Source organism: Streptomyces sp. NBC_01288, from assembly GCF_035982055.1.
Classification (GTDB): domain Bacteria; phylum Actinomycetota; class Actinomycetes; order Streptomycetales; family Streptomycetaceae; genus Streptomyces.
Map to the genome: position 1 here is coordinate 228,891 of NZ_CP108427.1, position 23,174 is coordinate 252,064.

The 23,174-nt window shown below is 71.0% G+C and carries 24 protein-coding genes and 2 pseudogenes; 16 read left to right on the top strand and 10 right to left on the bottom strand.

The features are described from left to right. Positions 1-143: 143 nt before the first annotated feature. Together OG194_RS01125 and pepN are read left to right on the top strand one after the other, a co-directional pair. Positions 144-815 (top strand): IclR family transcriptional regulator, encoded by a 672-nt coding sequence (locus OG194_RS01125; protein WP_327398886.1) that lies wholly within the window; start codon positions 144-146, stop codon positions 813-815. Positions 816-1,108: 293 nt separating this feature from the next. Then, entirely contained in the window at positions 1,109-3,544 is a 2,436-nt protein-coding gene (gene pepN / locus OG194_RS01130; protein ID WP_327398887.1) for an aminopeptidase N, read from the top strand. A gap of 258 nt (positions 3,545-3,802) precedes the next feature. Here the strand turns inward: pepN and OG194_RS01135 are convergent, their stop codons facing one another. Then, a complete protein-coding gene (locus OG194_RS01135; RefSeq protein WP_327398888.1) occupies positions 3,803-4,735 on the bottom strand; it encodes an alpha/beta hydrolase family protein in 933 nt (310 codons plus the stop codon). Between the two features lie 109 nt (positions 4,736-4,844). On the opposite strand from OG194_RS01135, the gene OG194_RS01140 reads away from it, so the two are divergent. Both OG194_RS01140 and OG194_RS01145 read left to right on the top strand, forming a co-directional pair. Next, positions 4,845-5,435 (top strand): helix-turn-helix domain-containing protein, encoded by a 591-nt coding sequence (locus tag OG194_RS01140; RefSeq protein ID WP_327398889.1) that lies wholly within the window; start codon positions 4,845-4,847, stop codon positions 5,433-5,435. Next, positions 5,417-5,692, top strand: a pseudogene (locus OG194_RS01145) (FAD-dependent oxidoreductase); the annotation flags it as partial. The gene OG194_RS01140 and the pseudogene OG194_RS01145, both read left to right, overlap by 19 nt. On the opposite strand, the gene OG194_RS01150 reads toward OG194_RS01145, so the two are convergent. Next, entirely contained in the window at positions 5,689-7,836 is a 2,148-nt protein-coding gene (locus OG194_RS01150) for an MMPL family transporter (RefSeq protein WP_327398890.1), read from the bottom strand. The pseudogene OG194_RS01145 and the gene OG194_RS01150 overlap by 4 nt on opposite strands. Before the next feature lie 195 nt (positions 7,837-8,031). On the opposite strand from OG194_RS01150, the gene OG194_RS01155 reads away from it, so the two are divergent. The 10 genes from OG194_RS01155 to OG194_RS01200 all read left to right on the top strand — a co-directional run bounded on the left by OG194_RS01155 (position 8,032) and on the right by OG194_RS01200 (position 17,048). Continuing rightward, a complete protein-coding gene (locus OG194_RS01155; RefSeq protein WP_327398891.1) occupies positions 8,032-8,523 on the top strand; it encodes a hypothetical protein in 492 nt (163 codons plus the stop codon). Between the two features lie 144 nt (positions 8,524-8,667). Continuing rightward, positions 8,668-8,973 (top strand): MSMEG_0570 family nitrogen starvation response protein, encoded by a 306-nt coding sequence (locus tag OG194_RS01160; protein ID WP_327398892.1) that lies wholly within the window; start codon positions 8,668-8,670, stop codon positions 8,971-8,973. Beyond that, positions 8,970-10,286, top strand: a complete 1,317-nt coding sequence (locus OG194_RS01165; protein ID WP_327398893.1) for an MSMEG_0569 family flavin-dependent oxidoreductase — start codon at positions 8,970-8,972, stop codon at positions 10,284-10,286. Before OG194_RS01160 ends, OG194_RS01165 begins: the two co-directional genes overlap by 4 nt. A gap of 58 nt (positions 10,287-10,344) precedes the next feature. Then, positions 10,345-11,160 carry an amidohydrolase family protein gene (locus tag OG194_RS01170; protein WP_327398894.1) on the top strand — a complete coding sequence of 272 codons (816 nt, stop codon included), beginning with the start codon at positions 10,345-10,347 and terminating at the stop codon, positions 11,158-11,160. 47 nt (positions 11,161-11,207) lie between these two features. Further along, positions 11,208-11,729, top strand: coding sequence for an MSMEG_0572/Sll0783 family nitrogen starvation response protein (locus tag OG194_RS01175; protein ID WP_033279770.1), 522 nt, complete (start codon positions 11,208-11,210; stop codon positions 11,727-11,729). A gap of 10 nt (positions 11,730-11,739) precedes the next feature. Beyond that, complete coding sequence (locus OG194_RS01180; RefSeq protein WP_327398895.1) at positions 11,740-12,846, top strand: MSMEG_0568 family radical SAM protein; 1,107 nt, start codon at positions 11,740-11,742, stop codon at positions 12,844-12,846. After that, positions 12,816-14,282 (top strand): MSMEG_0567/sll0787 family protein, encoded by a 1,467-nt coding sequence (locus OG194_RS01185; protein WP_327398896.1) that lies wholly within the window; start codon positions 12,816-12,818, stop codon positions 14,280-14,282. Before OG194_RS01180 ends, OG194_RS01185 begins: the two co-directional genes overlap by 31 nt. Then, entirely contained in the window at positions 14,279-15,133 is an 855-nt protein-coding gene (locus tag OG194_RS01190; protein ID WP_327398897.1) for a carbon-nitrogen hydrolase family protein, read from the top strand. The genes OG194_RS01185 and OG194_RS01190 overlap by 4 nt, the downstream gene beginning before the upstream one ends. Beyond that, positions 15,130-15,966, top strand: a complete 837-nt coding sequence (locus OG194_RS01195; protein ID WP_327398898.1) for a carbon-nitrogen hydrolase family protein — start codon at positions 15,130-15,132, stop codon at positions 15,964-15,966. The genes OG194_RS01190 and OG194_RS01195 overlap by 4 nt, the downstream gene beginning before the upstream one ends. Beyond that, the gene (locus OG194_RS01200) at positions 15,963-17,048 is read left to right on the top strand and encodes an MSMEG_0565 family glycosyltransferase (RefSeq protein WP_327398899.1); all 1,086 of its coding nucleotides are present in this window, start codon (positions 15,963-15,965) and stop codon (positions 17,046-17,048) included. The genes OG194_RS01195 and OG194_RS01200 overlap by 4 nt, the downstream gene beginning before the upstream one ends. Positions 17,049-17,068: 20 nt before the next feature. Here OG194_RS01200 and OG194_RS01205 read toward each other — a convergent pair whose 3' ends face one another. The 3 genes from OG194_RS01205 to OG194_RS01215 form a co-directional block, all read right to left on the bottom strand. Further along, the gene (locus tag OG194_RS01205) at positions 17,069-17,590 is read right to left on the bottom strand and encodes an AAA family ATPase (RefSeq protein WP_327398900.1); all 522 of its coding nucleotides are present in this window, start codon (positions 17,588-17,590) and stop codon (positions 17,069-17,071) included. Positions 17,591-17,667: 77 nt separating this feature from the next. Further along, positions 17,668-18,360 carry an SDR family NAD(P)-dependent oxidoreductase gene (locus OG194_RS01210; protein WP_327398901.1) on the bottom strand — a complete coding sequence of 231 codons (693 nt, stop codon included), beginning with the start codon at positions 18,358-18,360 and terminating at the stop codon, positions 17,668-17,670. A gap of 152 nt (positions 18,361-18,512) precedes the next feature. Beyond that, positions 18,513-19,346 carry a helix-turn-helix domain-containing protein gene (locus tag OG194_RS01215; protein WP_327398902.1) on the bottom strand — a complete coding sequence of 278 codons (834 nt, stop codon included), beginning with the start codon at positions 19,344-19,346 and terminating at the stop codon, positions 18,513-18,515. Positions 19,347-19,492: 146 nt separating this feature from the next. Here OG194_RS01215 and OG194_RS01220 point away from each other — a divergent pair, with 146 nt between their 5' ends. Together OG194_RS01220 and OG194_RS01225 are read left to right on the top strand one after the other, a co-directional pair. Beyond that, positions 19,493-19,816 carry a putative quinol monooxygenase gene (locus OG194_RS01220; RefSeq protein ID WP_327398903.1) on the top strand — a complete coding sequence of 108 codons (324 nt, stop codon included), beginning with the start codon at positions 19,493-19,495 and terminating at the stop codon, positions 19,814-19,816. A 133-nt stretch (positions 19,817-19,949) separates the two neighbouring features. Continuing rightward, positions 19,950-20,885, top strand: a complete 936-nt coding sequence (locus OG194_RS01225; RefSeq protein ID WP_327398904.1) for an ADP-ribosylglycohydrolase family protein — start codon at positions 19,950-19,952, stop codon at positions 20,883-20,885. Positions 20,886-20,911: 26 nt separating this feature from the next. Here the strand turns inward: OG194_RS01225 and OG194_RS01230 are convergent, their stop codons facing one another. From OG194_RS01230 to OG194_RS01250, 5 genes and pseudogenes are all read right to left on the bottom strand, one after another. After that, positions 20,912-21,034, bottom strand: a complete 123-nt coding sequence (locus OG194_RS01230) for a hypothetical protein (RefSeq protein ID WP_327407429.1) — start codon at positions 21,032-21,034, stop codon at positions 20,912-20,914. Between the two features lie 328 nt (positions 21,035-21,362). Further along, positions 21,363-21,815: pseudogene (locus OG194_RS01235) on the bottom strand (FAD-dependent oxidoreductase); the annotation flags it as partial. A 100-nt stretch (positions 21,816-21,915) separates the two neighbouring features. Further along, positions 21,916-22,125, bottom strand: a complete 210-nt coding sequence (locus OG194_RS01240) for a helix-turn-helix domain-containing protein (protein WP_327406952.1) — start codon at positions 22,123-22,125, stop codon at positions 21,916-21,918. Positions 22,126-22,138: 13 nt separating this feature from the next. Then, a complete protein-coding gene (locus tag OG194_RS01245) occupies positions 22,139-22,444 on the bottom strand; it encodes a hypothetical protein (protein ID WP_327398905.1) in 306 nt (101 codons plus the stop codon). 30 nt (positions 22,445-22,474) lie between these two features. After that, positions 22,475-23,167 (bottom strand): DJ-1/PfpI family protein, encoded by a 693-nt coding sequence (locus OG194_RS01250; protein WP_327398906.1) that lies wholly within the window; start codon positions 23,165-23,167, stop codon positions 22,475-22,477. Positions 23,168-23,174 lie beyond the last annotated feature (7 nt).

Below are 23,174 nucleotides of genomic sequence, written 5' to 3' on the forward strand. Positions count from 1 at the left end.
GGGCCGTCGCCTGGCGGCTGCGCAACAGGCAAACGGGGGCGAGACGTGTGATCACACAGGGAGTGATGGCACCTGGGACACGGGTGCCGGTACGGCGGCCGGAGACCTTACCGGCCGCCACGGGAAGCGCCGGCGGAAGGAGCGTGCTGGAGGGCGCCTTCGCCCTGCTGGAGGCGGTGGAGCGGGCCGTGGAGGCGGGGCCGACGCGGCTGGCGTCCGACTGCGGGCTGCCCAAGACGACCGCGTACCGGCTGCTGGAACAGCTGGCGGACCTGGGCGCGGTCGAGCGGTGCGGAGGGAGTTACCGGGTGGGCCCGCGGATGTTCCGCCTGGGGAGCGCGTGGCAGCCGCACCCCCGGCTGCGCGCCGCCGCGCGGGAACCGATGCGGCGGCTGGCGCGGCTCACGGGCACGACGGTGGGCATCGCCGTGCTGTGGAAGGGCGAGACGCTGATGGTCGAGTGGTGTCCCGAGGACGCCCGACGGCCCGATCCGCTGGAGACCCGGATGACCTGGCCGTGGTTCACCGCGGCGGGCAAGGTCCTGGTGGCCACGGCCGCGCCGGCACCCCTGCTGGGGCCGCTTCCCGTGTCCTGGGCGCGGGACGCCGACGCGATACGGGAGCGCGGTGCCGCGTTCGACCGGGAGGAAGTGGTGACTGGCGTGTGCTGCGCGGCAGTTCCGTTGCTCGGGGTGCGTGGCACGCCCGTGGCGGCCCTGTGCGTCCTCACCGACCCGGCCCACCACTTGGAACGGCTCGCGGAGACCGCGCGCCGGACGGGGCGGGTGATCAGCGCGGGGTTGCGGGGGCGGTGAGGGGTTGTGTCAGGGGCAGTTGGGGGCCGTGATCCGACGGGGTCGGCGGCGCGCGGTCCGTCGGTCGGGCGGGGACGACCACCGGGTCGCGGCGCCGACCCCGTCCTCGAACCACGCCGGGCGCTCGGTCAGGGGCCGAGCGCCCGGCGTGGCGTTCTACGTGACCGAGCGGCATCCCGCACGAGACAGTGGTGGATCGCCCGTGGCCGAGGTCGACACCCCCGAAAACCCCTGCGCTCCCCACCGATCCCCGTCGTACGCTGACGGCCGCTGTCTGCCGAGGGAGGACACACATGGGGATCCGAAGCCTGACCCGCACCGAAGCCGAGCGCCGGGCCGCGCTGGTCGCGGTCGAGCGGTACGACGTCGATGTCGATCTGACCGCACTGCCCGACGGGCCGGAGGTCCGCGCCGTCTCCACCGTCGCGTTCACGTGTCGTGAGCCGGGCGCGGAGACCTTCGTGGACTGCGCGGCGCGGGTGCTGAGCGCGACGCTGAACGGGGTCGAACTCGCCCCCGCCGAGGACGGGCGGATCCACCTCCCCGGCCTCGCCGAGCACAACGTGCTGCGGGTGGAGAGCGTCCAGGCCGACACCACGGCCGGCGAGGGCGTGCACAAGGCCACGGACCCCGCCGACGGCGAGGTGTACGTGTGGATGAGCTTCGAACCGGACGAGGCCCGCTTCGTCTGGGCCTGCTTCGACCAGCCCGACCTCAAGGCCCCGCACGCCTTCACCGTCACGGCCCCGTCCGCGTGGACCGTCACCAGCAACTCCGGCGACGCACACGTCGAGCAGCTGGACGCGGCCCGCCGCTGGACCTTCCCGGACACCCCACCCCTGTCCGTGTACAACACGGTCATCAACGCAGGCCCCTTCCACGAGGTGCGCCGCGAGGCCGACGGCCACAACTTGGGCCTGTACTCCCGCCGTTCACTCGCCGAGGTGCTCGACCGCGACGCCGACGAGATCTTCACCCTCACCCGCCAGGGCCTCGCCTTCTACGCCGAGGCCTTCGCGATGCCGTTCCCGCAGCGCCGCTACGACCAGGTGTTCATGCCCGAGTTCGGCGGGGCGATGGAGAACTACGGCTGCGTGACCTGGTCCGACGCGTTCCTGCGGCGGGCCGCGCCGACCCCGGCCGAACACGGGCTGCTGGCACGGGTGTTGCTGCACGAGATGGCACACATGTGGTTCGGCAACATCGTCACCATGCGCTGGTGGGACGACCTCTGGCTGAACGAGGCGTTCGCGGAGTTCGCCTGCCACTGGGCGGCCGAGCGCGCCACCCGGCACACGGACGCGTGGGCGGGCCATCTGATGATCGGCAAGATCAGCGCGTACCTGTCCGACCAGGGCCCGGCCTCGCACCCGATCCACCAGCCCATCCACGACGTCGCCCAGGCCAGCTCGATCTTCGACAACATCACGTACCCCAAGGGCGCGTCCGTCCTCCAGCAGCTCAAGACGTACGTCGGCGAGGACGACTTCAGAACCGGCATGGCCGCCTACTTCGCCCGCCACGCCTGGGGCAACACCACACTCCAGGACCTCATCGACACCCTGTCCGAGGTCAGCGGCCGCGACCTGGACACCTGGCGCACGGCCTGGTTGGCGACGGCGGGCACCGACCGCTTCACCCTGGAGCGCGACGGCGACAAGGTCACGCTGGTGGCCGCCGCCGACCCGCGCCCGCAGGTCCTGGCGGTGGGCGCGTACGCGAGGAACGGCGACGCGCTCGAACGCCGGGCGCTGGTACGGGTCGAGGTGACGGAGACCCGCACCACGATCACCGGCCTCCCACCCGCCGCGGACTTCCTGTTGATCAACGACGACGACCTGACCTTCGCGACGACCCGCCCGGACCCGACCACCAGGGACGCCCTCTTCCGTACGGCGGCACAGTTGCCGACGGCCATCTCCCGGGGCGTGGCCGCGGCCACCGTGTGGGACATGCTGACGACCGGCGAGGCCACGGCGGCGGAGGCCGGACGGTGCCTCACCTCGGTGCTGACGGTCGAGACGTCCGACGCGGTGATCGAGCCCTATCTGACCCTCGCCGCGAACGTCGCGGAACTCTGGGCCCCGCCCGCCGACCGCGCCGAGTTGTCGGCAGCGGTGGCGGCGGCCTGTCGCGACCTCGCCGGAGACCCCGGCCGCCGTCAGGTCGCGCTGCGCGGGCTGGCCCGTACCGCGACGACCGCGGACGATCTCGCCTGGCTGCGCGAACAGGCGGGCGCCGACGTGGACCTGCACTGGCGCGCTCTGATCCGCGAGGCGGAACTGGGCGGCGACGTCACAGCGGAATCCGACCGTCTGCTCGCCCGCGACCCGGACCCCGACGCCTGGCTCCGCGCCCTCACCGTGCGGGCCGCCCTGCCCGACGCGGCGACGAAGGCGGAGGTGTGGCAGCAACTGGTCGTGGACCGTACGGTGCCCATCAACTCGATGGGCCTGGTGGCGGCGTCCTTCTGGCGCCCCGGCCAGGACGAGCTGCTGGCGCCCTACGCCGAGCGCTACTTGGAGGCTGTCCCGAAGCTGCACCTGGGCGGGATGATCCTGGCGATGAGCTACACGCACCGTCTCTTCCCGCTGCACGCCATCGACGCCTCGTACATCGACCAGGCCCGGCAGGTGTCCCAGGAGGCGGTCCCGGTGGTCCGCACGACCGTCCTGGAGCGGTCGGACGAGGTGAGCCGGATGCTCCGCGCCCGGGGCACGTCGGCCTGACGGGCTCAGCGGACCGTTCCACCACGCAGCCGGTCGACCAGGCACGCGGGGCCTCGCCGGTACGGGCGAGGTTGAACCCGCTCTCGCACCACGAGGTTGCCCGCGCCGGGCGACGGCAGGCGCTGAGTTCGGCGGTACCCGGCCTGTCGGCGCTGTCGCGAGGGCGAGCGGGGCGCATCCCTCGGTGCGCGGGGTCGGCAGTGTGCCGGTCCCCCGCCTGGAGGCTGCCGACCGCTGGTCAACCGGCGCGAACGCTCATCACTGGCCGTGGCTCAGCCAGTGGGCGATGTCGGCGATGACGGCGGGGTCGACATGCTGCGGAGTTCCGTATTCGGCGGGGGTCGATGGTCCCGCGCCGGGGAAGAACAGGTGGTTGTCGGCTTCGTAGACACGGATATCGGCTTCCGGGCGGCCGGCCAGACCCGTCCGCCATCGCACGAGGTCGTCGGCGACGGTGACCTGATAGTCGCGTCCTCCCTGGAGGATGAGCATCGGCTTGCCGAGTCCGGTCGCGATCGCGACCGGGTCGTAGTCACGTAGTTCGAGCCAGTACGGCGCGGACAGGCCGAACGGCAGATCCGCTGCGGGGGTCGAAGGCGTGAGCTCCGCGCTGTCGACCAGGGCGGCCTGCCGCTGGAAGGTCCCGATGGCCGCGGATGGGACCTGGCCGGGAAGCACGGCGGCGAGGTAGCTGACCACGCGGACAGCGGCGTGGTGCATCGGCTGCGTGTCACCGGCCATGATCACCAGACCCGCCACCGCGGGTGCGGCGACGGCGACGGCGGGGGCGACCTTGCCGCCCATGCTGTGGCCGAGGACGAAGACCCGCTCGGGGTCCACCGAGCGGTGGCTACGGAGCAGGTCGACCGCGTCGACGGCATGCGGCACGTATTCCTGCGTCATCGTCAGGTCCGATGCCTCGGCCACATCGCGATGGGCGTAGGTCGCCTTGTCGAAGCGCAGTACTGTCGTCCCGCGACTGGCGAGCCCCCAGGCCAGGTCCTTGAGCGGTTTGTTCGGCCCGCTGGTCTCGTCGCGGTCGAACGGTCCACCACCGGCGAGCAGCACCACGCCGGGGCCGGGCGCCTGCCCAAGGGGGACGCTCACCGTGCCTGGCACCGCGAGTGGGCCGGTTCCGAGGCTCACCTCGTGCTCGCTGAAGCGGCCGGGCTCGGCATAGGGCGGTGGCATCCAAGCGAGTTCTGAGCCGGTCATGGACTCTGTCGCAGCGCCGTCAGGCATCCCATCACAACCTTTCTCAATGAATGCGAACGGTAGCACGGCGTGAGATCATTACGGGATGGATGCTTTCGAACTCTTGGCCCACCCTGTGCGGTTGCGAGTGGTTCATGCGATGTGCGGCGGCAGGGAACTGACCACCGCCGAGCTGTGCGACCGCATTCGGGACGTCTCGAAGGCCACGGTCTACCGGCACGTCGACCTGCTCGCAGCCGGTGGGGTCCTGGAAGTCGCCCTGGAGCGACGCGTGCGCGGCGCGGTCGAGCGCCGCTACCGGCTGCGCCGCGACAGTGCGGGGATCAATACGGACACGGTCAATTCGCTCTCGCTCGACGACCATCGCGGCGCGTTCGCCACCGCTCTGGCGGTCCTGGCTGCCGAATTCACCGCGTATCTCGAGCGCGACACGGCCGACCCGGTAGCCGACCTGGTCGGCTACCGGCAGCACGCCGTCTGGCTCAGCCCTGGGGAACTGCACGGGATGATCGACGGGATGCGGGAGGCGATCGCCCCCCACCTGGCCAACGAGCCATCCCCCGACCGCACGCAGTACCTGATCAGCCCGATCCTCTTCCCTGTCGAAGCGCCGCCGACCGAGACCGGCACGGACAACACCGCCACGGGCGGCCAGAGCCCGGGAACCTGTGGCTGAGCGGCAACAACAACCGCCTCGACCGGCGCCGCATCGTCGCCGTCGCGCTCGCCGGCCCACACTGTCTGCGCAGCTGGTTCGACGACCCCGACAACCTGGTCGGCCTCATCCGCAACCCCTGGGTGGGCGGCCGGCCCTTCCTCCTCGACGGGCTCCCGGTCATCGACCGCGTCCCCGGGCACGACAACGCGTTCGCGGCGACCGGGCACGGCGTGCTCGGCGTCACCTCGGCCGGGGGGCCTTGTGCGAAGGCCTAGCCCGCCGGTGGTGTCGGCGCAGGCCCGGACGGTTCCGGGTGCGGGCTGGACGGTGCCACGCGCAGCGGGCGGGCCGCCCAGGCGGGCAGGTGCCAGTTCCAGCCGCCGAACAGGGAGACGAGGGAGGGGACGAGGAGCATCCGCACGACGGTCGCGTCGAGCAGGATGCCGATGCCCAGGCCGGTCGCCAGCGTCTTGAGATCGGTGCCCGGTCCCGAGGCCAGTGCGGCGAAGGCGAGGAAGAGGATGAGCGCGGCGCTGGTGACGAGCCGGCCGGTGCGGCCGATGCCCTCGATCACCGCGTCGTCGGTCGAGAGGCCGGCGTCGTACTCCTCCCGGATGCGGGAGAGGATGAACACCTCGTAGTCCATGGACAGTCCGAACAGGAACGCGAAGATCATGATCGGGATCCAGAACGTGACGGCCCCGGTCGCGGCGATGCCGAAGAGCGTGTTCGAGCCGTGCCCGTCCTGCCAGAACAGCACCATCAGCCCCAGTGTCGCCGCCAGCGAGATCAGGTTCAGCAGCACCGCCTTCAACGGCAGCAGCAGGGAGCGGAAGGCGCGCACGAGCAGCACGTACGTCAGCAGCGCGATGATCGTGAGCATCAGTGGGAAGTTGCCGTAGACGGCGTGCAGGAAGTCGATCTGGGCCGCGCCGACGCCGGCGACGCCGACGACTCCGGGCAGGTGCTCGGTGGCGGTCTTGACCCGTCTGACCACGTCGACGCTCTTCGAGTTCACCGTCTCGGTGTCCGGGATGACGACGACGATGCTCTGTCCGCCCCGGTTGCCCGCGGGCCCGGTGGGCACGAGCACGCTGGTCACCCCGTCGACCTTGGCCAGCTCGGCGGCGACAGGTCTCGCTCGGTCGGTGCTGACCAGGACCTCCATCGGGGTCAGCGCGCCGGTCGGTACGCCGCCCCGCTCCAGGGTCTGCAGGGTCTCGTACGCGGGGCCGTTCTTGGCCAGCGACTCCGAGGAGGCGAGGCCGATCTTGATGCCGAGGAAGACGCCGACCAGGGCCGCGAGCGCGGCCAGGGCGGCGGCGGCCGCGATCCAGCGGCGCCGTACGACGGCTGCGGTCCAGCGGCTCCAGAACCGGCTCGCCCGGTTCTCGTGCCGGATCTTCGGCCAGTCGACCTTCGGGCCGATGCCACCCAGGATCGCGGGGGTCAGGGTGAGCGTCGTCAGCACGCTCGCGAGCGGGATGAGCGCGCCGCCGTATCCCATGCTGCGCAGGAACGGGACGGGCAGGACGACCAGGGAGAGCAGGCCGATGGCGACCGTGACGCCACTGAACACGATCGCGTGCCCGGCGTGCTCCATCGCGACCACGACCGCCTCGTGGTTGTCCCGGCCGCGGTCGCGCTCCTCGCGCCAGCGGGTGACGAACAACAGCGAGTAGTCGATCGCCACACCCAGGCCGATCAGGGCGACCAGGAACTGCACGATGAACGACACGTCGGTGGCATAGGTGAGCGGCAGCAGCATCACGAAGGTCGCGAGAATCGACACCGCGGCCACGAGCAGCGGCAGCAGGGCCAGGAAGGAGGCGAACACGAAGGCGAGGACGGCGAGTGCGCCGACGGCGCCGAGGAGCGTCTCGCCGAGCACCCCGGGTCCGCCCCCGTCGTCACCACCGGAGGCCAGCGGGTCCTCGCCGGTCACTCCGATCACCGCGCCCGCCGGCTGGGCCTTCTCCGCCGCCGCGCGGATCGGGTCGGTCAGCGGTTTCTGGCTGGGTGACGGGTTGAACCGGTAGAAGACCAGCGCGTAGGCGGTGCGGTCGTCCTTCGTCCGGAAGGCCTTGTCCCCGGTGTTCGCCTCGTCGATCACCCGCAGACCCGGTGCCGCCGTGCCGACGGCCGTGAACACCTTCCCGACGTCCCTCTCGTGACCGGTGATCGTCTGCCCGGCCGGCAGGGTGACCGCGACCAGATAGGGGTTGGTGTCGCCGCCGCTGCCGAAGGCGTCCTCGATCTTGTGCGCGGTCACGGTGCCGGGCTGGCCCGGCAGGGAGAAGTCGATCGTCAGCCGGTCCGTGGTACGACCGGCCAGCAGGATCCCGGCGACCAGCACCAGACCCCAGAACGCCACCACCGCCTTGCGATGCCGAAGAACGAATTCCGCCCACCGTCGCATGCCGGACCTTCCCCGGATCGTTGGTTGCGCGAGTCTAGTCCGCCGCTCCCTTCCTCCGCTATTGGAGAGATCCATCCGATTTGCGGCGATCCGGAGGCGCGGAATCCGCGCCCGCCGCCCTCGGGAAGAAACGACGCCGAAGGGGGCGTTGCCCTACTGGATCACCATCGGACGTCTGAGAACGGAGCAGTCGAGGTGAGCGACGCGATAAACGCCGACACCCGGAACCGGGTCGAGGCCCCCTCTCCGACGCCCGACGTGCTGGAGCGGATACGCCGGCACCGACGCCACACCCTGGAACTGCTCACCGTCTGCGCCGTGGGACTCGTCCCATGGACGGTGCTGCTGGCGACGACACTGCCGTCCGGGTACGAGGTCCATCAGTGGCGCCTGACCTGGGTCGGCTTCGACGTCCTGCTCGTGGTCGCGATGGCGTCCACCGCGCTGCTCGGCTGGCGGCGGAACCGCGCCGTCATCCTGGCGGCGCTCACCACGTCGGTACTGCTGATCTGCGACGCGTGGTTCGACGTGTCCCTCGCCTTCGGCACGTCGGAGGTCTGGTGGTCGGCGGCGTTGGCGCTGTTCGTCGAACTGCCGCTGGCCTTCTACCTGATACGCCGGGTGATGGGGATGATCTCGCTCGCCCATTGGCCGTCCGCCGAAACGTCAACGGGCGGTAACGAATAGCTGACACCGCCCCTGAGCCGCGGTGAGGATTTCGCAACTCCCCTTTGTTCCCGATGACTTCGTTCGGAAATCCCCAGGGCTGAAGTTGGTCGCCATGGAGAGCGGCGAGGTGGCAAGACCTCGGCGCGCGGCATGGAGGATGTCATGCCCGAGATGTATTTCGATGTGCGCTGGCCCGACGGTTTGACCCAGCGCTGTTATTCACCCTCCACGATAGTCGAGGACTATTTCACCCCGGGCGCCGAATACGCGCTCACCGAATTCGTCGAACGCAGCCGTACGGCGCTCGGTATCGCCGGGGAGCGAGTACGGGAGAAGTTCGGCTTCTACTGCACCGGCGCCTCCGGCCAACTCGCCCTAATAGAACGGACGGCCGCGGCCTACGGCGACGTCACCGACGCCAAGGTCACGGTCGAGTCCCTCACCGGTGCCGACGGGAGCCCGCGATGAGCCCGGCGACACGGCTGGACGGCGCGCACTACTCGGTGGCCGTGGTGGGCGGTGGCCAGGCGGGGCTCTCCGTCAGCCACGAACTCCGCGAACGCGGCATCGACCACGTGGTCGTCGAGGCCCACCGGGTCGGACACGAGTGGCGCGAGCGCCGCTGGGACTCCTTCTGCCTGGTGACCCCCAACTGGCAGTGCAGGCTGCCCGGTTACCCCTACCAGGGTGACGATCCCGACGGCTTCATGGTGCGCGACGACATCGTGCGGTACCTGGAGGGCTACGTCGCCCACTTCCGCCCGCCGCTCGTCGAGGGCGTGACGGTCACCCGCCTGCGCCGCTCCCCGGGCGGAGTCTTCGAACTCGCCACCACTGAGGGGAACTTCACTGCCGACCAGGTGGTGACAGCGACCGGTCCTTACCACACCCCCTCCCTCCCGCCGATGGCCCAGCGCCTGCCCGACTCCGTGACCCAGGTCCACTCCTCCCGCTACCGCAACGCCGCCCAACTCCCCCCGGGCGCCGTCCTGGTGGTCGGCACCGGCCAGTCCGGCTGCCAGATAGCCGAGGACCTGCATCTCGCCGGACGACAGGTCCACCTGGCCGTCGGCAGCGCCCCGCGTGTCGCCCGCTTCTACCGCGGCCGTGACTGTGTGGCCTGGCTCGACGAGATGGGCCACTACGCGAAGAGCATCGACGACTTCGACGACGCCGGCGCGGTCCGGATGCGCGTCAACCACTACGTCACCGGACGCGACGGAGGCCGCGACATCGACCTGCGCGCCTTCGCCCGCGACGGCATGCGGCTGTACGGCCGGCTCACCGAAGTCAGCGGTACGGCACTGGAGTTCGCCGACGACCTCAAGGTGAACCTCGACCACGCGGACGCCGTGGCGGAGGGCATCAAGGATGCCGTCGACGCCCACATCACCGCCCAGGGCATCGCGGCACCGGACGAGCCCCGCTACGTACCCGTGTGGGAGCCGGACGACCAGCCCCGCGAACTCGACCTGGCCCAGGCCGACATCACGTCCGTCGTCTGGTCGACCGGGTTCCGCCGCGACCACCGCTGGATAGAGGCACCGGTCTTCGACGGCCGCGGCTACCCGATGCACTGGCGCGGCGCCACCAGCGTCCCCGGCCTGTACTTCCTCGGCCTGCCCTGGCAGCACTCGTGGGGTTCGGGGCGCTTCGAAGCGGTGGGCAGGGACGCGGAGTTCCTCGCGAACCACATCGAGGCCTCCCGCCGCCTGGCCGACGTCTGCGGCACCCTCACCGGCGCCCCCACCGAACTGGCCTCCGCCCTCCCGATCGGCTGAGGCGAAGAAGAAGGACGAGGAGAAGAACCGGACGAGGACGAGGAACGGGACGACACTCATGGTCTACGACGCACATCGCCACATCGGCGTCCTCCCCGCCTACCCCTTCTACGGCGGCCCGCCGGTCAACCCCGACACCACCGCCCGCGCCACCGTCAAGCAGCTCGTCGCCGACCTGGACGCGGAGGGCACCGAACGCGCCCTGGTCATCCCGAACTACGGCGTCCCGGACCCCGCGATCGCCTTCTCCTTCAACGAGTTGGCCATCGAGGCCGCCCAGACCGACGACCGCATCCGAGCCGGACTCTGGGTCTCCCCGCGCCCCGAGGACGAACAACGCACCGCTCAGGCACTGGAGTTGGCCGGTGAGCGGGGCGTGAAGGCGCTCAAGCTGAGCTTCCTGCTCGGCGGACGGCCGACCGACCAGGCGTGCCGCCCGCACCTGGACCGTATCTTCGCCGTGGCGGCCCGGCACGGGCTGGTGGTGCACGTCCACACCTCCCCCGGTGCCGCCTCCGACATCGACGAGGTCGGCCACCTGGTCGACTGGTACGCCGATCAAGTCCCCGTCCATCTCGTGCACTTCGGCGGCGGGATGAGCGGTCACATCAAGCTCGCCGGTTCCCGGTTCTTCGACTGGATCACCGCCGGCAAGCACGTCTACACCGACCTCTCCTGGGCCATCGGTTTCACTCCCCGCTGGCTGGCCCGGGAGATCGAGCGCCGCGGTATCGGCCACGACCGGGTGCTCTTCGCCAGCGACCAGCCGTGGGGCGACTTCACGGGTGAGTACGCCCGCCTCGCCGAAGCGACCGGCGGCGGCGAACTCGGCGACCTGGTCTTCCGGGACACGTTCGCCGCGCTCTACGACTGACCGACTCCCCTCTCCATCTCAAGTCCGGTACGCACAAGGAGACAGCCATGTCCGAAACCGTCGAACTCAGCGAGATCGAGCAGCAGTCCCTCAACGAGATCCCCCACCCGTCCCTCCCGGACGGCACCAGCATCTACGGCGCCACAAAGGTGTTCCCCGACTACAAGGCCGAGGACGGCGAGACGTACTTCACGCTCGTCCACGGCATCGCCCACGAGTCGTCGGTCTCCTTCGTCGCCGTCCTCCAGGCGACCCGCGCGCTGCGCAAGGGCTTCGAGACGGCCATCTACTTCTACGGCCCCGGCTCCCTCAACTGCCTTGCCACGCGCGGCTTCCCGACCACCGGCAACTCGGCCTTCCCCGGCGAGCACAACATCAACAACCAGCTCAAGACGTTCATCGCCGAGGGCGGCAAGGTGTTCTGCTGCCGCTTCGGGCTGTCGCTGCACGGCGCCCGCGAGGAGGACCTCATCGAGGGCGTCATCCCGACCCACCCGCTGGACGTCCAGGACGCGCTGATCCACTACGCGCGCAAGGGCGCCATCATCAACTCCACCTACCAGCTGTAAGGGGGCCGCTGTGAGCGTTGGCACCGAATCGACGAGTACGGCGGTGGATGTGCGCATCCTGACCCGCGCCGAACTCGCCCTGCACGGCGTCGCGTTGGACGCCCCCGTACGGCGGCCCGACGGCGCGGGTCCGAGCGGCGACGGCCACGTCCTCGTCGACGGTGCCAACGCCGCACTGCCCACCAACCCGGCCAGCCCCTACCGCGTACGCGACGGCAAGGTGTGGCTCGGCGACGAGGACGGACAACTCACGGACACCGGGCTCGCGTTGACCGCCGTGAACCGCCCGAGGTTCTACGACCTCACCACCTCCGACGGCACCCCCTACGAGCACATCGCCCGCCTCCACGGCGCCGACGTCCTCGCCACCACCGTCGTCCAGACCTGCATCCGCTACGCCGAGCCGGACCGCTGCCGCTTCTGCACCATCGAGGAGTCCCTGCGCTCGGGCGCGACGGTCGCCGCCAAGACACCGGCGCAGCTCGCCGAAGTCGCCGAAGCGGCGGTGCGGTTGGACGGCGTCAAGCAGATGGTCATGACCACGGGCACGACGACCGGCCCCGACCGGGGTGCGCGCTATCTCGTCCGCTCCGTGCGCGCCGTCCTCGAAGCGGTCCCCGGACTCCCCATCCAGGTGCAGTGCGAGCCGCCCGGCGACCTCGCCTGGATCCGCGCCCTGCACGACGCCGGGGCCACCACGATCGGCATCCATGTCGAGTCCCTCGACGACGAGGTGCGGCGACGCTGGATGCCGGGCAAGTCGACCGTCCCCATGGCCGAGTACGAGGCCGCCTGGGACGAGGCCGTGCGGGTCTTCGGGCCGAACCGTGTCTCCACCTATCTGCTCGTCGGACTCGGTGAGGACCCGGACGAACTCATCGCGGGTGCGGGCGAGTTGATCGACCGGGGCGTGTACCCGTTCGTCGTCCCCTTCCGCCCGATGGCCGGCACACTCGCCGCCCGCGACGGCATCCCGGCACCGAGCGCCGAACTCCTGACGCACGTCACCGAGCGCGTCGCGGCCAGGCTGCGCGCGGCCGGAATGAGCGGCGCCGACCAGAAGGCGGGCTGCGCGGCGTGCGGCGCGTGCAGCGTCCTACAGTCGGCGGGCGGGTGATGGCCGTGTACCTCGACGGCTCCACAGCACCCCTCGCGACGGACGGGCCCGTCGACATCCTGGCGCTGCTGGGCGACCGGAGCACCCTCGACCGCCGTCCCGCGTTCCACATCGAACAGGCCGCCGACAACGCCGAGTTGACCGCCTACCTGCGGCTGCGCACGGAGACCTTCGTCCACGAACAGGGACTCTTCACCGGCGACGACCTCGACGACCGTGACGCCGACACCCGCACCGTCGTGCTGGTCGCGCGGGCCTCGGACGGCATGGTCGTCGGCGGCGTGCGGCTGGGCCCGGTCGACGACGGTCCGGACCTCGGCTGGTGGCAGGGCGGCCGGCTGGTCGTCGCCCCGCAGGCGCGCGGCCCGCACGGAATCGGCGCGGCACTGGTCCGGGCAGCCTGCGCACGCGCCGAGGCCGAGGGCGTCCTGCGGTTCGACGCGACCGTACAGGCCCGCAACGAGGTGCTCTTCCGCCGCCTCGGCTGGCAGTCCGTGCGGGCCACGGAGGTCGCCGGTACGCCACACGTCCTGATGCGCTGGCCCATCGCGCGGATCGCCGCCCAAGTCGCGGCCACGAAGGCCGCGTTGGGCCCACTGCTCGCCGAACTCCCCGCGCCACCAGGCTTCGTCGGAGACGACGGCGCACCGGTCCCCGGCACCGACGTCATCGCCGCGTGCGACGCGATCGTGCCGTCGATGGTCGAGCGGGACCCCGAGTGGGCGGGCTGGTGCGCGGTCCTGGTGAACGTCAACGACCTTGCGGCGATGGGCGCTTCACCGGTCGGACTGCTGGACGCGGTGGGCGCACGCGATGCGTCGCACGCCGCGCTGATCCTCGCCGGACTGACCAAGGCCGCACAGGCCTACGGCGTCCCGGTGCTCGGCGGCCACACCCAACTCGGCGTCCCTGCCGCCCTGTCGGTGACCGCACTCGGCCGCACCGACCGACCTGTGCCCGGTGGCGGAGGTCGCCCCGGACACGCCGTACGGCTCACCGCCGACCTCGGCGGCGACTGGCGCGCGGGATACCGGGGCCGCCAGTGGGACTCGACCACCTGTCGTCGTACGGACGAACTGCGCACGATGACAAGGGCGGTGGCCGCCGCGCGACCGGCCGCCGCGAAGGACGTGTCGATGGCCGGGATCGCCGGCACGCTGGGGATGCTGGCCGAGGCGAGCGGCTGCGGTGCGGTGCTCGACGTGGCCGAAGTGCCACGTCCGACGGACGCGCCCATGGGCGACTGGCTGACCTGCTTCCCCGGCTTCGCGATGCTGACCGCCGACAACCTCGGCGCACCCCCGCTGCCCGCCGGACCCGCGACGGGCGCCGTGTGCGGGGAGTTGACCGCCGGGCAAGGGGTCGGGCTGCGCTGGCCCGACGGAGAGATCACCGAGGCGGTCGCCTCCGAGGTGACCGGAATGGGGACGGCATGAGCACGCTGCGGATGGCGGCCGTGGCCGCCGAGTTCGGCCGCGACCTGGAAGAGGACTTCGCGATCGCCGAACGGCTCATCAAGGAGGCCGGGGAGCAGGGCGTACGGCTTCTCGCGCTGCCGGAGGCGTGCCTGGGCGGCTATCTGCTCAGCCTGGACGACGACAGCGCGTTGGACGAGGGCCCGCCCGCGCTCGCCCTCGACGGCCCGGAGATCCACCGACTGGCCGCCCTGGCCGGGGAGTTGACGGTCGTAGCGGGATACTGCGAGTCGGCCGCTGACGGGCGGCAGTACAACAGCGTCGTCTGTGTCACCGGCGACGGCGTCCTCGGCAACCACCGCAAGGTCCACCAACCGCTCAGCGAGGACGCCAGCTACGCCTCCGGGGACCGTTTCCACGCCTTCGACACACCGGTCGGTCGGCTCGGGATGATGATCTGCTACGACAAGGCGTTCCCGGAGTCGGCGCGGGCCCTGGCGCTGGACGGCGCCGAGATCGGGGTGTGCGTGTCGGCCTGGCCGGGCGCGCGCACGAACGCGAGCGCCGATCTCGAACAGGACCGCTGGAAGCGGCGTTTCGACCTGTTCGACCGTGCCCGCGCGCTGGAGAACCAGATCGTGTGGCTGTCCGCCAACCAGGCGGGCACGTTCGGGTCGCTACGCTTCGTCGGCAGTGCCAAGGTCGTCGACCCGGGCGGCGAGATCCTCGCCGACACGGGCGTGACGGCCGGCATCGCCGTCGCCGAACTCGACGTCGCACAGGCCTTGGAGACCGCCCGCCGGTCGATGGGACACCTGCGCGACCGGCGGCCCGAGACCTACGGACCAGCCCCGGGAGCAGTCACCGCATGAGCACCATCCGGATCGCGGCCGCGGCCGCCCACTTCGGCCGCGACCTGGAGTTCGACCTGGCCCGCGTCGCCAAACTCATCGACGACGCCCGGAGCAACGGCGCCCGACTGCTGGTCCTGCCCGACGCCACCCTCGGCGGCTACCTCGCCGACCTGCGCCACCCCGACCCCCAGACCCTCCCCCCGGCCCTCAAGCCGGACGACCCGCTGATCCTCCAAGTCGCCCGACTGGCAGCCGAGATGGTGGTGTGCGTCGGCTACTGCGAGGACGGCGGGACCGAGCGCTACAACGCCGCGGTCTGCGTCAGCGGCGACGGCGTCCTGGGCCGGCACCGCAAGGTCCACCTCCCGGCCGGCGAGGTCGCCGCGTACACGGCAGGTGACCGCTTCGACGCCTTCGACACCCCGGTCGGCCGCCTCGGCATGCTCATCGACTACGACAAGACCTTCCCCGAGTCGGCCCGTTCGCTGGCCCTGGACGGCGCCGAGATCCTCGCCTGCCTCTCCGCCTGGCCCACCAGCATCACCAACCGCGCCCCGCGCATGGCCCAGGACCGCCAGGCCCGCCTCTTCGACCTCTACGACCAGTCCCGCGCCGCCGAGAACCAGGTCGTCCTGGCCTCCTCGAACCAGACCGGCGCCATGGGCGGCATGCGCTTCCTCGGCCAGGCGAAGGTGGTCGGCCCGGGCGGCGACATCCTCGCCCGCACCTGGTCCAAGGCCGGGCTCGCCGTGGCCGAGATCGACGTCGCCGCCGAGACCGACCGGGCCCGCCGCGTCCTGCGTCACCTCGACGAACGCCGCCCCGACGCCTACCGGGAGTCCCGTACGTGAAGATCGCCCTGCTCAGCTACTCCACCAAGCCGCGCGGCGGGGTCGTCCACACCCTCGCCCTCGCGGAGGCCCTCGCGGCACTGGGCGAGGACGTCACGGTGTGGACCCTGGGCCGGGGCGGTGACGCGGGCTTCTTCCGCCCGGTGAACCCGACGGTCCGCGTCCAGATCGTCCCGTTCCCCGACGGCCCGCCCGCGGAGACCGTCGGCGAACGCATCCTGCGCTCCATCGCCACCCTCCGCACCGCCTTCGACCCGACGCCCTACGACATCGTCCACGCCCAGGACTGCATCAGCGCCAACGCGGCCGGCCGCTGCGTCCGCACGGTCCACCACCTCGACCACTTCACCACCCCCGAACTGGCCGCCTGCCACGAGCGCGCGATCGTCGAGCCGTACGCGCACGTCTGTGTGTCGGGGGCCGTCACCGGTGAACTGGCGGCCGGCTGGGGCATCGAGGCGCAGGTCATTCCCAACGGCGTGGCCTACGACCGTTTCGCCGCCACCGACCCGGCCGCGCGGGCGAGTTGGCGCTCCCGCCTCGGCCGGTACATCCTCACCGTCGGCGGCATCGAACCCCGCAAGGGCTCACTGGACCTCCTGGAGGCCTACGCCCTGCTGCGCGCCGCCCGTCCCGACGTCCGCCTGGTGATCGCGGGGGGCGAGACGCTCTTCGACTACCGCGACTACCGGGCGGGTTGGGAGGCGCGGGCCGCCGAACTCGCCGTAGAACCTGTGGTGTTGGGGCAGGTCGGAGAGGACGAGCTGCCGTCGCTGGTGGCCGCTGCGGACGCGTTCGCGTTCCCGTCCCTCAAGGAGGGTTTCGGTCTCGCGGCCATGGAGGCGTTGGCGGCCGGTGTTCCGTTGGTCGTGCGGGATCTGCCCGTGCTGCGTGAGGTGTTCGGCGGAGCCGCTCAATTCGCCGCCACTCCCCAGGACTTGGCCACCGAACTCGGCCACGCCCTCGGGACGCGGGACCCGGCCCGCGCCGCCGCCGGGCGTGCCCTCGCCGCCCGCCACACCTGGGACGCGGCGGCCCGCAGCCACCTCGACTTCTACCGCTCCCTCGACCAACTCGCGTAGGCAGCACGGGTATCGAGCAGTCATCCCCGGTTCGCCAGCCAGGCCGCCGTGTCGTCGGGGCGGGTGAACCGGTGTGTGGTGAGCGGAGCGAAGCGGGGATCGCCGGTCCGGCGTTCTATCTCGCGGCGCCTGCTCATGTACTGGGACCAAGCCCACCAGACCGGGTGTTCCCGGCTCAACCAACCTGTCCAGGTCTCCCTGTTGCCACCGAAGACGCTCTCGCGGGTGATCGTGCGCCGGAGTGAGCGGCGCAGGACGCGGGACATGATCACGCGTCTCGCGTAGTCGAGCCAGATCACGGTGTCGGCCTTCTCCCAGAGCAGATCGCGGACTTCGGGCGAGCCGATCGAATCGATGATCCAGCGGGGTTCGGAGGTGAGGCGCAGGACGTCCTCGGTCAGGCCTTCGTTGACGGTCCAGTCGGGGCCGCTGAAGTAGAGGGCGTCCATCTCGTGGTACGGCACGCCGAGCCGCTCGCCCACGGCCCGTGCGAGCGTGGACTTGCCCGCGCCTGTCGCCCCGACGACCAAGATCCGCTCCATCCACGCACCTTAGACCGGGTTCGAGCAGGCGGTACGCGCGGGACGGCGGGTCGACCGGCCTTGAGTTCAGGGCACGTTCACCACGGGAGGTTCCCCGATCGGTCGATGAACTGTCCCGTCGGCCCGTCCGGGCCGATCGTCGCGAGGGTCACGATGGACTCCGCGCCCTCGGCGACACTGTGTCCGAGGCCGCCGGTGAAGTCGGTCGCGGTCTGGCCGGGGTCCGCGGCGTTGACCTTCACGTCCTTGAGTTCCTTGGCGTACTGCGTCGTGAGCATCGTGACCGCGGCCTTCGAGGCGGAGTAGAGGGGCAGGGCGTACCGCGACTCGATCCGCGCCGGGTCCTGGGTCATGGCGAAGGAGCCCATTCCGCTGGACACGTTGACGATGACGGGGTTCGGCGATGTGCGCAGCAGCGGGAGGAAGGCGTGGGTGACGCGCACGATCCCGACGACGTTCACGTCGAGCACAGTGCTCACGTCGGCCGCGGTGTACTCCTCGACGGGGCCGATCCTGCCGAGGACGCCGGCGTTGTTGACCAGGACGTCGATCGTTCCCTCGTGCGCGGCGACATCGGCGGCCGCGGCCCGGACCGAGGCGTCGTCGGTCACGTCGATCCGGACGAACCGGGCGCCGAGCGCCTTTGCCGCGGCCCGGCCGCGCTCGGGGTCGCGGGCGCCGAGGAGGACGGTGTGCCCCGCCTCGACGAGGCGTCGGGCGGTTTCCAGGCCGAGGGACTTGTTGGCCCCGGTGATGAAAGTGGTGGTCATGCTGGCTCCTCCTGGTCCGGACAGCACGGTCGTGCGCCGTTCACGCACTTCATGCTGGGTCCCCGGAAGGGCCGGCGGGAGCTACGGGACTTCCTGGTACGGCGCGTACCACCCGGCGGCCCGGTCCACCGGACGAGGCGGAACGTGGGCCTTCATTGCTGCGGGGACATCCTCTGGACCCCGATGGCCGCGAGGAGTTCGAGTTTGCCGCGGGCATCGGTGCCGGGCTGCGGCGTGTACACCACGAGGCGGAGGTTGGTGTCCTGGGTGTTGAGGATGTCGGAGTTCAGGGCGATGTCTCCGACATCCGGGTGCCGGACGAGTTTGTGCGCACTCTGGTGACCGCCCACCGCCCGGCGGCTCCACAACTCGCGGAACCGTGGGCTGGGGTTCAGCCTCGACACCAACGCCGCGAGATCGGGATCGTCGGGGTACCGGCTCGTCGTCGCGCGCAGGTCGGCGACGAGGGACTCCTCGAACGCCGCCCGCTCGGCCGCCGTCTGCCGGACCCGGGGCAGCTCACCCAGGAACTGCCGGACCAGGACGTTGCGGTCTCCCGCACCGGGGACCGTGGGATCTCCGAACGTGGCCGCGAACAGCGGATTCCAGTGCAGCAGCTGCCAGGTGGCGTCGTAGATCGCCAACGGGTTGCCGGCGAGCTGGTCCACGATCCGGTACAGGCTCTCCGGGATCATGCGCGGAACCCGGCTCGGATCCGCCGCGTGACCGGCCATGCGCAACAGGTGCGCGTGCTCGTCGTCGGACAGGTGCAGGGCGCGGGCCAGGGCCGAGCAGACCTGCGCCGAGGGCGTCGCCACCCGTCCCTGCTCCAGCCGGACCACGTACTCGACCGAGATACCGGCCAGTGTCGCCAGCTCCGAGCGCCGCAGACCGGGGACCCGCCGGGGTGAGCCGTGCGCGAAGCCCACCGTCACGGGATCCAGCCGGTCCCGCCACGCCCGCAGCGCGGCACCGAGTTGATCCATGCCCACCATCCTCCCCCACACCCCGCCCCACCGGGTGGTACGCGCTGTACCACGAAGCCCCGTAGCTCCCGCCGACGCTCCCCAGGGCTCAGTGTCGAGTCGTGAACGGCGCACAACGACGCTGTTCGGAGTCAGAAGGAGCAACCATGACCACCACGTCGAACCACTACGTCACCGTGCTGTGGGAAGCCCGGGCCAAGTCCGGGAAGGAAGCCGAGATGAAGGCGTTCATGACAGCCGCCGTCACCGCGTCACGCCACGACACGGGCAACATCGACTACGAGGCTCACCAGGTCGAGGGAGAACCGGGCACGTTCGTCATCTTCGAGCGCTGGGAGAGCCGCGAGGCCCTCGACGGCCACCTTGGAGCACCCCGCATGCAGGACCTGGTGCCCCAGCTGCTGGAACTGATGGACGGCGGTATCGAGGACGGGATCCGCTTCCTGCAGCCGTTCCGTCCGACACGGTAGGCCGACAGCGTGGAGACTCCATGATCACGTGGTCCCGTGCCTGCTCTGCGTCCTCACCCACACCCGCCGCCTGTGGCCGGTCGTCCTTGACTACGATGTGCCGAGCCCACCGGTCATTGGCAGGAGCCCCGCCATGAGCAGTCCGCACCACGCCGACGTCTCCCTCGACGGGCTGGTGACGGGGGACGCCTTCGGCGACAGCTGGTTCACGCGGTCCGACGAGCCCGCCGAGGAGTTGTTGGCCGCGCGGGAACTGCGCCCTGTGCCGTGGTTGTGGACGGACGACTCGGCCATGGCGTTCGTCCTGTTCGCCCATCTGGTGGCCCATGGCGAGGTCCGACCGGACGCTCTGGCACGGGAGTTCGCCGCCGAGTACGAGCGGGACCCGAGCCGGGGGTACGGCCCGTCCATGCACAGCATCCTGCGCCGCGTCGGCGCCGGCGAGGACTGGCAGGCGGTCACCACCGGGCAGTTCGGCGGGCAGGGGTCCTACGGCAACGGTGCCGCGATGCGGGTCGCGCCGCTGGGGGCCTGGTTCCGGGACGACCTGAAGGCCGCCGCCGAGCAGGCGCGGCTGTCCGCACTGACCACTCACGCTCACCCGGAGGCCGTAGCGGGGGCGATTGCCGTGGCGGTCGCCGCCGCGCTGGCCGCCGCCGGTGCGGGTCAACAGGCCGCCCCGCGCCCCGAGTTCCTGCGGGAAGTGGCCTCGCAGGTGCCGGAGAGCGATGTCCGCTCCGGTCTGCTGGTCGCCGCGAACTTCTCCGGGCGGACGTCGGTGCGGCACGCGGCGTCCGTGCTGGGCTCGGGGATTCAGATCTCCGCTCCGGACACCGTGCCGTTCGCCCTGTGGTCCGCGGCGGGTCAACTGGACGATCTGCCGGAGGCGTTGTGGCAGACCGTCGCCGGGTGGGGCGACCGGGACACGACCTGCGCGATCGTCGGCGGTGTCGTCGCGGCCCGCACCGGCACGGGCGGCATCCCGCCCGCGTGGTGGGAGGCACGCGAGGCGATTCCCGCCTGGAGCGGCTGGGATTCACTCGCGGCGAGCGACGTAGAGAACGTATAGGCGGTGCGTCCGCTCTTCGACGGACGTCAGCCCAAAACCGTGCCCGAGTACTTGTCGTTCTTCGGCCGCAGTCGGGAGAAGGCGCTCAACTCGATGGTGTGGCCTGTGTACGGGGCCTTGAACACGGCGGGATACCGGTCGTGGTCCACGCCGTTCTCGGTCCGGTCGATGATCGTGCGCAGGAATCCGCCGACGAGGGGGCGTTCTTGAACTGGTTGCCGCTGGTTCCGATCGCCACGTAGTAGCCGGGCAGGTTCGTCCTGTCGTAGATGGGCGTCCAGTCGTCGGTGGCGACGCTGTCAGGGTCGTCGACCCGCTGGAGGGGATCGCATTCCGGCTCGGTGCCGCCGATGAGCAGGCCCCCGCCCACTTCGGGGCCGACGTACACACCGAGATCGTCGCTTCCCCAGCACCCCGTCCCGCCGGTGCCGGCACATGGTGCACCTCCTGGCGCACCGTCCGTAGGGAGATCGTGAAGTCGTCGCCCACGCCCGCCAGTTCGTTGATCCGGCCGGACCACGGGCCGGCCTCGTTGACGACGATGCCGGTGTCGATCCTGGTCCCGTCGTCGAGGAGTACAGCGGCCACCCGCCCGGACTTGCGGACCACTTGCGTGACCGCCCTACCGAGCAGGAAGACCGCGCCCCGGCGTACGGCCGTGTCGGCCAGGTCGGCCGCGGCGAGCTGGGGGTCGCCGACGTGTCCGGCTCTCGGGGCGATGTCCACGTCGAGGAAGGCCAGGCCCGTGCTGATGTACCGGGCGAGGGTGGAGAAGTTGAACCGCCTCACGGCGCTGGACGCGCTGGTGGAGCCGTGTCCTCTTCCGCGTGCCTTGTCGATCACGGTGACACTGCGGCCCGATCGGGCGAGGTCGAGTGCGATCGACGTGCCCATGACACCGGCTCCCACAATCACGGCGCCGGAATGCATCGGCGATCCTCCTTTTTCAGCGATCGCAGGATTGCCGCTCGGTGAGGCAGAAGCGCTCGTCGTCGCGTCTCTCGGCGCTTTCACGCAACAGGTGTTGCGGTCAACTCGACGATCGGCGCGCGGTGTTGATCCGGGCCAGTTTCAGCGCGAGACGCAGGGTCAGGCGGTCCATTCCGTCGTCGAGGGAAAGGCCCGTGATGCTTTCGACGCGCTTGAGCCGGTGATAGAGCGTGGTGCGGTGCACATGCGTGGCCTGGGCCGTGCTGCTGGAATCCCCGGCACGGTCGAGGAATTCCGGGGAGTGGCGCATCACTTGTCGTGCCTCATGATCTCGTTCGGCGCCGGCCGGTGACCTTGGAGGCGGGGAGACGGCCGGCTTTCGAGGTGCCGGTGAGGGCGTCGCCGTCGACGGTGACCGCGAAGGTCAGGTTCAGGCGGAGCGGTTTGGTGACGGCCTGCTTCCAGGTGATCCGGTCGCCGTCGACGACGACGTCCCGGAGGGGCACCTCCTCGCCCACGCCGTGAGCGACCCCGGTGAACTCGTCGCCCTCCCGGCTCAGTTCGACGACGGGCTTGATGCGGCCGACGGGTGTGGCGATGGTCAGGTCCCAGACGCCTTCAATGGGCATGAGTTGTTCTTCTCTCGCGGTGGGCGGCGATTACAGGGCGGCGGGCGTCGGACCCTGGGCCCGCCAGACGGTGCCCCGGCGTTCATGTGCGAACAGTTCCTCCACGACGTGGGCGATCCGCGGGCCGGTCTCGCGCTCCAGCAGATACAGGCCCAGGTCGAGGCCGGAGGTGACGCCGGCGCCGGTGACCAGGTCGCCGTCGTCGACGACGCGGGCGTGGACGGCGTGCACACCCGTGGCTTCGAGCATGTCCAGGCCCAGGTGGTGGGTGGTGGCGTCGCGTCCCTCGATGAGTCCGGCCATGGCCAGGATCAGCGAGCCGCCGCACACCGCGGCCATGGTGATCCGCGGGTTGTCCATGGCCGCCTTCAGCAGACCGGGCAGTCCGGTGGTCAGGGTGCGTCCGAGCAGGACGGGGATGAACTCGTCCTGCCGCCAGGCCAGTTCACCGCCGGCGTCGATGTCGGGCACCTCGCCCGGTTCCCCCACCCGGCCGGAGGCTCCCGGCACGAGAACGAGGCCCGAGCGGGTCGGGTCGAGTGTTCCGGTGGCCCGCAACATCAGGCCACCGGTACCGCCGACGACGTCCCGAGGGCCTTCGGCCGAGACCAGTTCCACGGTGACCGCGCCACCGGACGCGGCACCACCGGCGTAGAGGACCTCATAGGGGGCGACGACATCGAGCGGGTCGAAGCCGTCGAAGAGAACGATCTGGACGTGCATGGGGTGT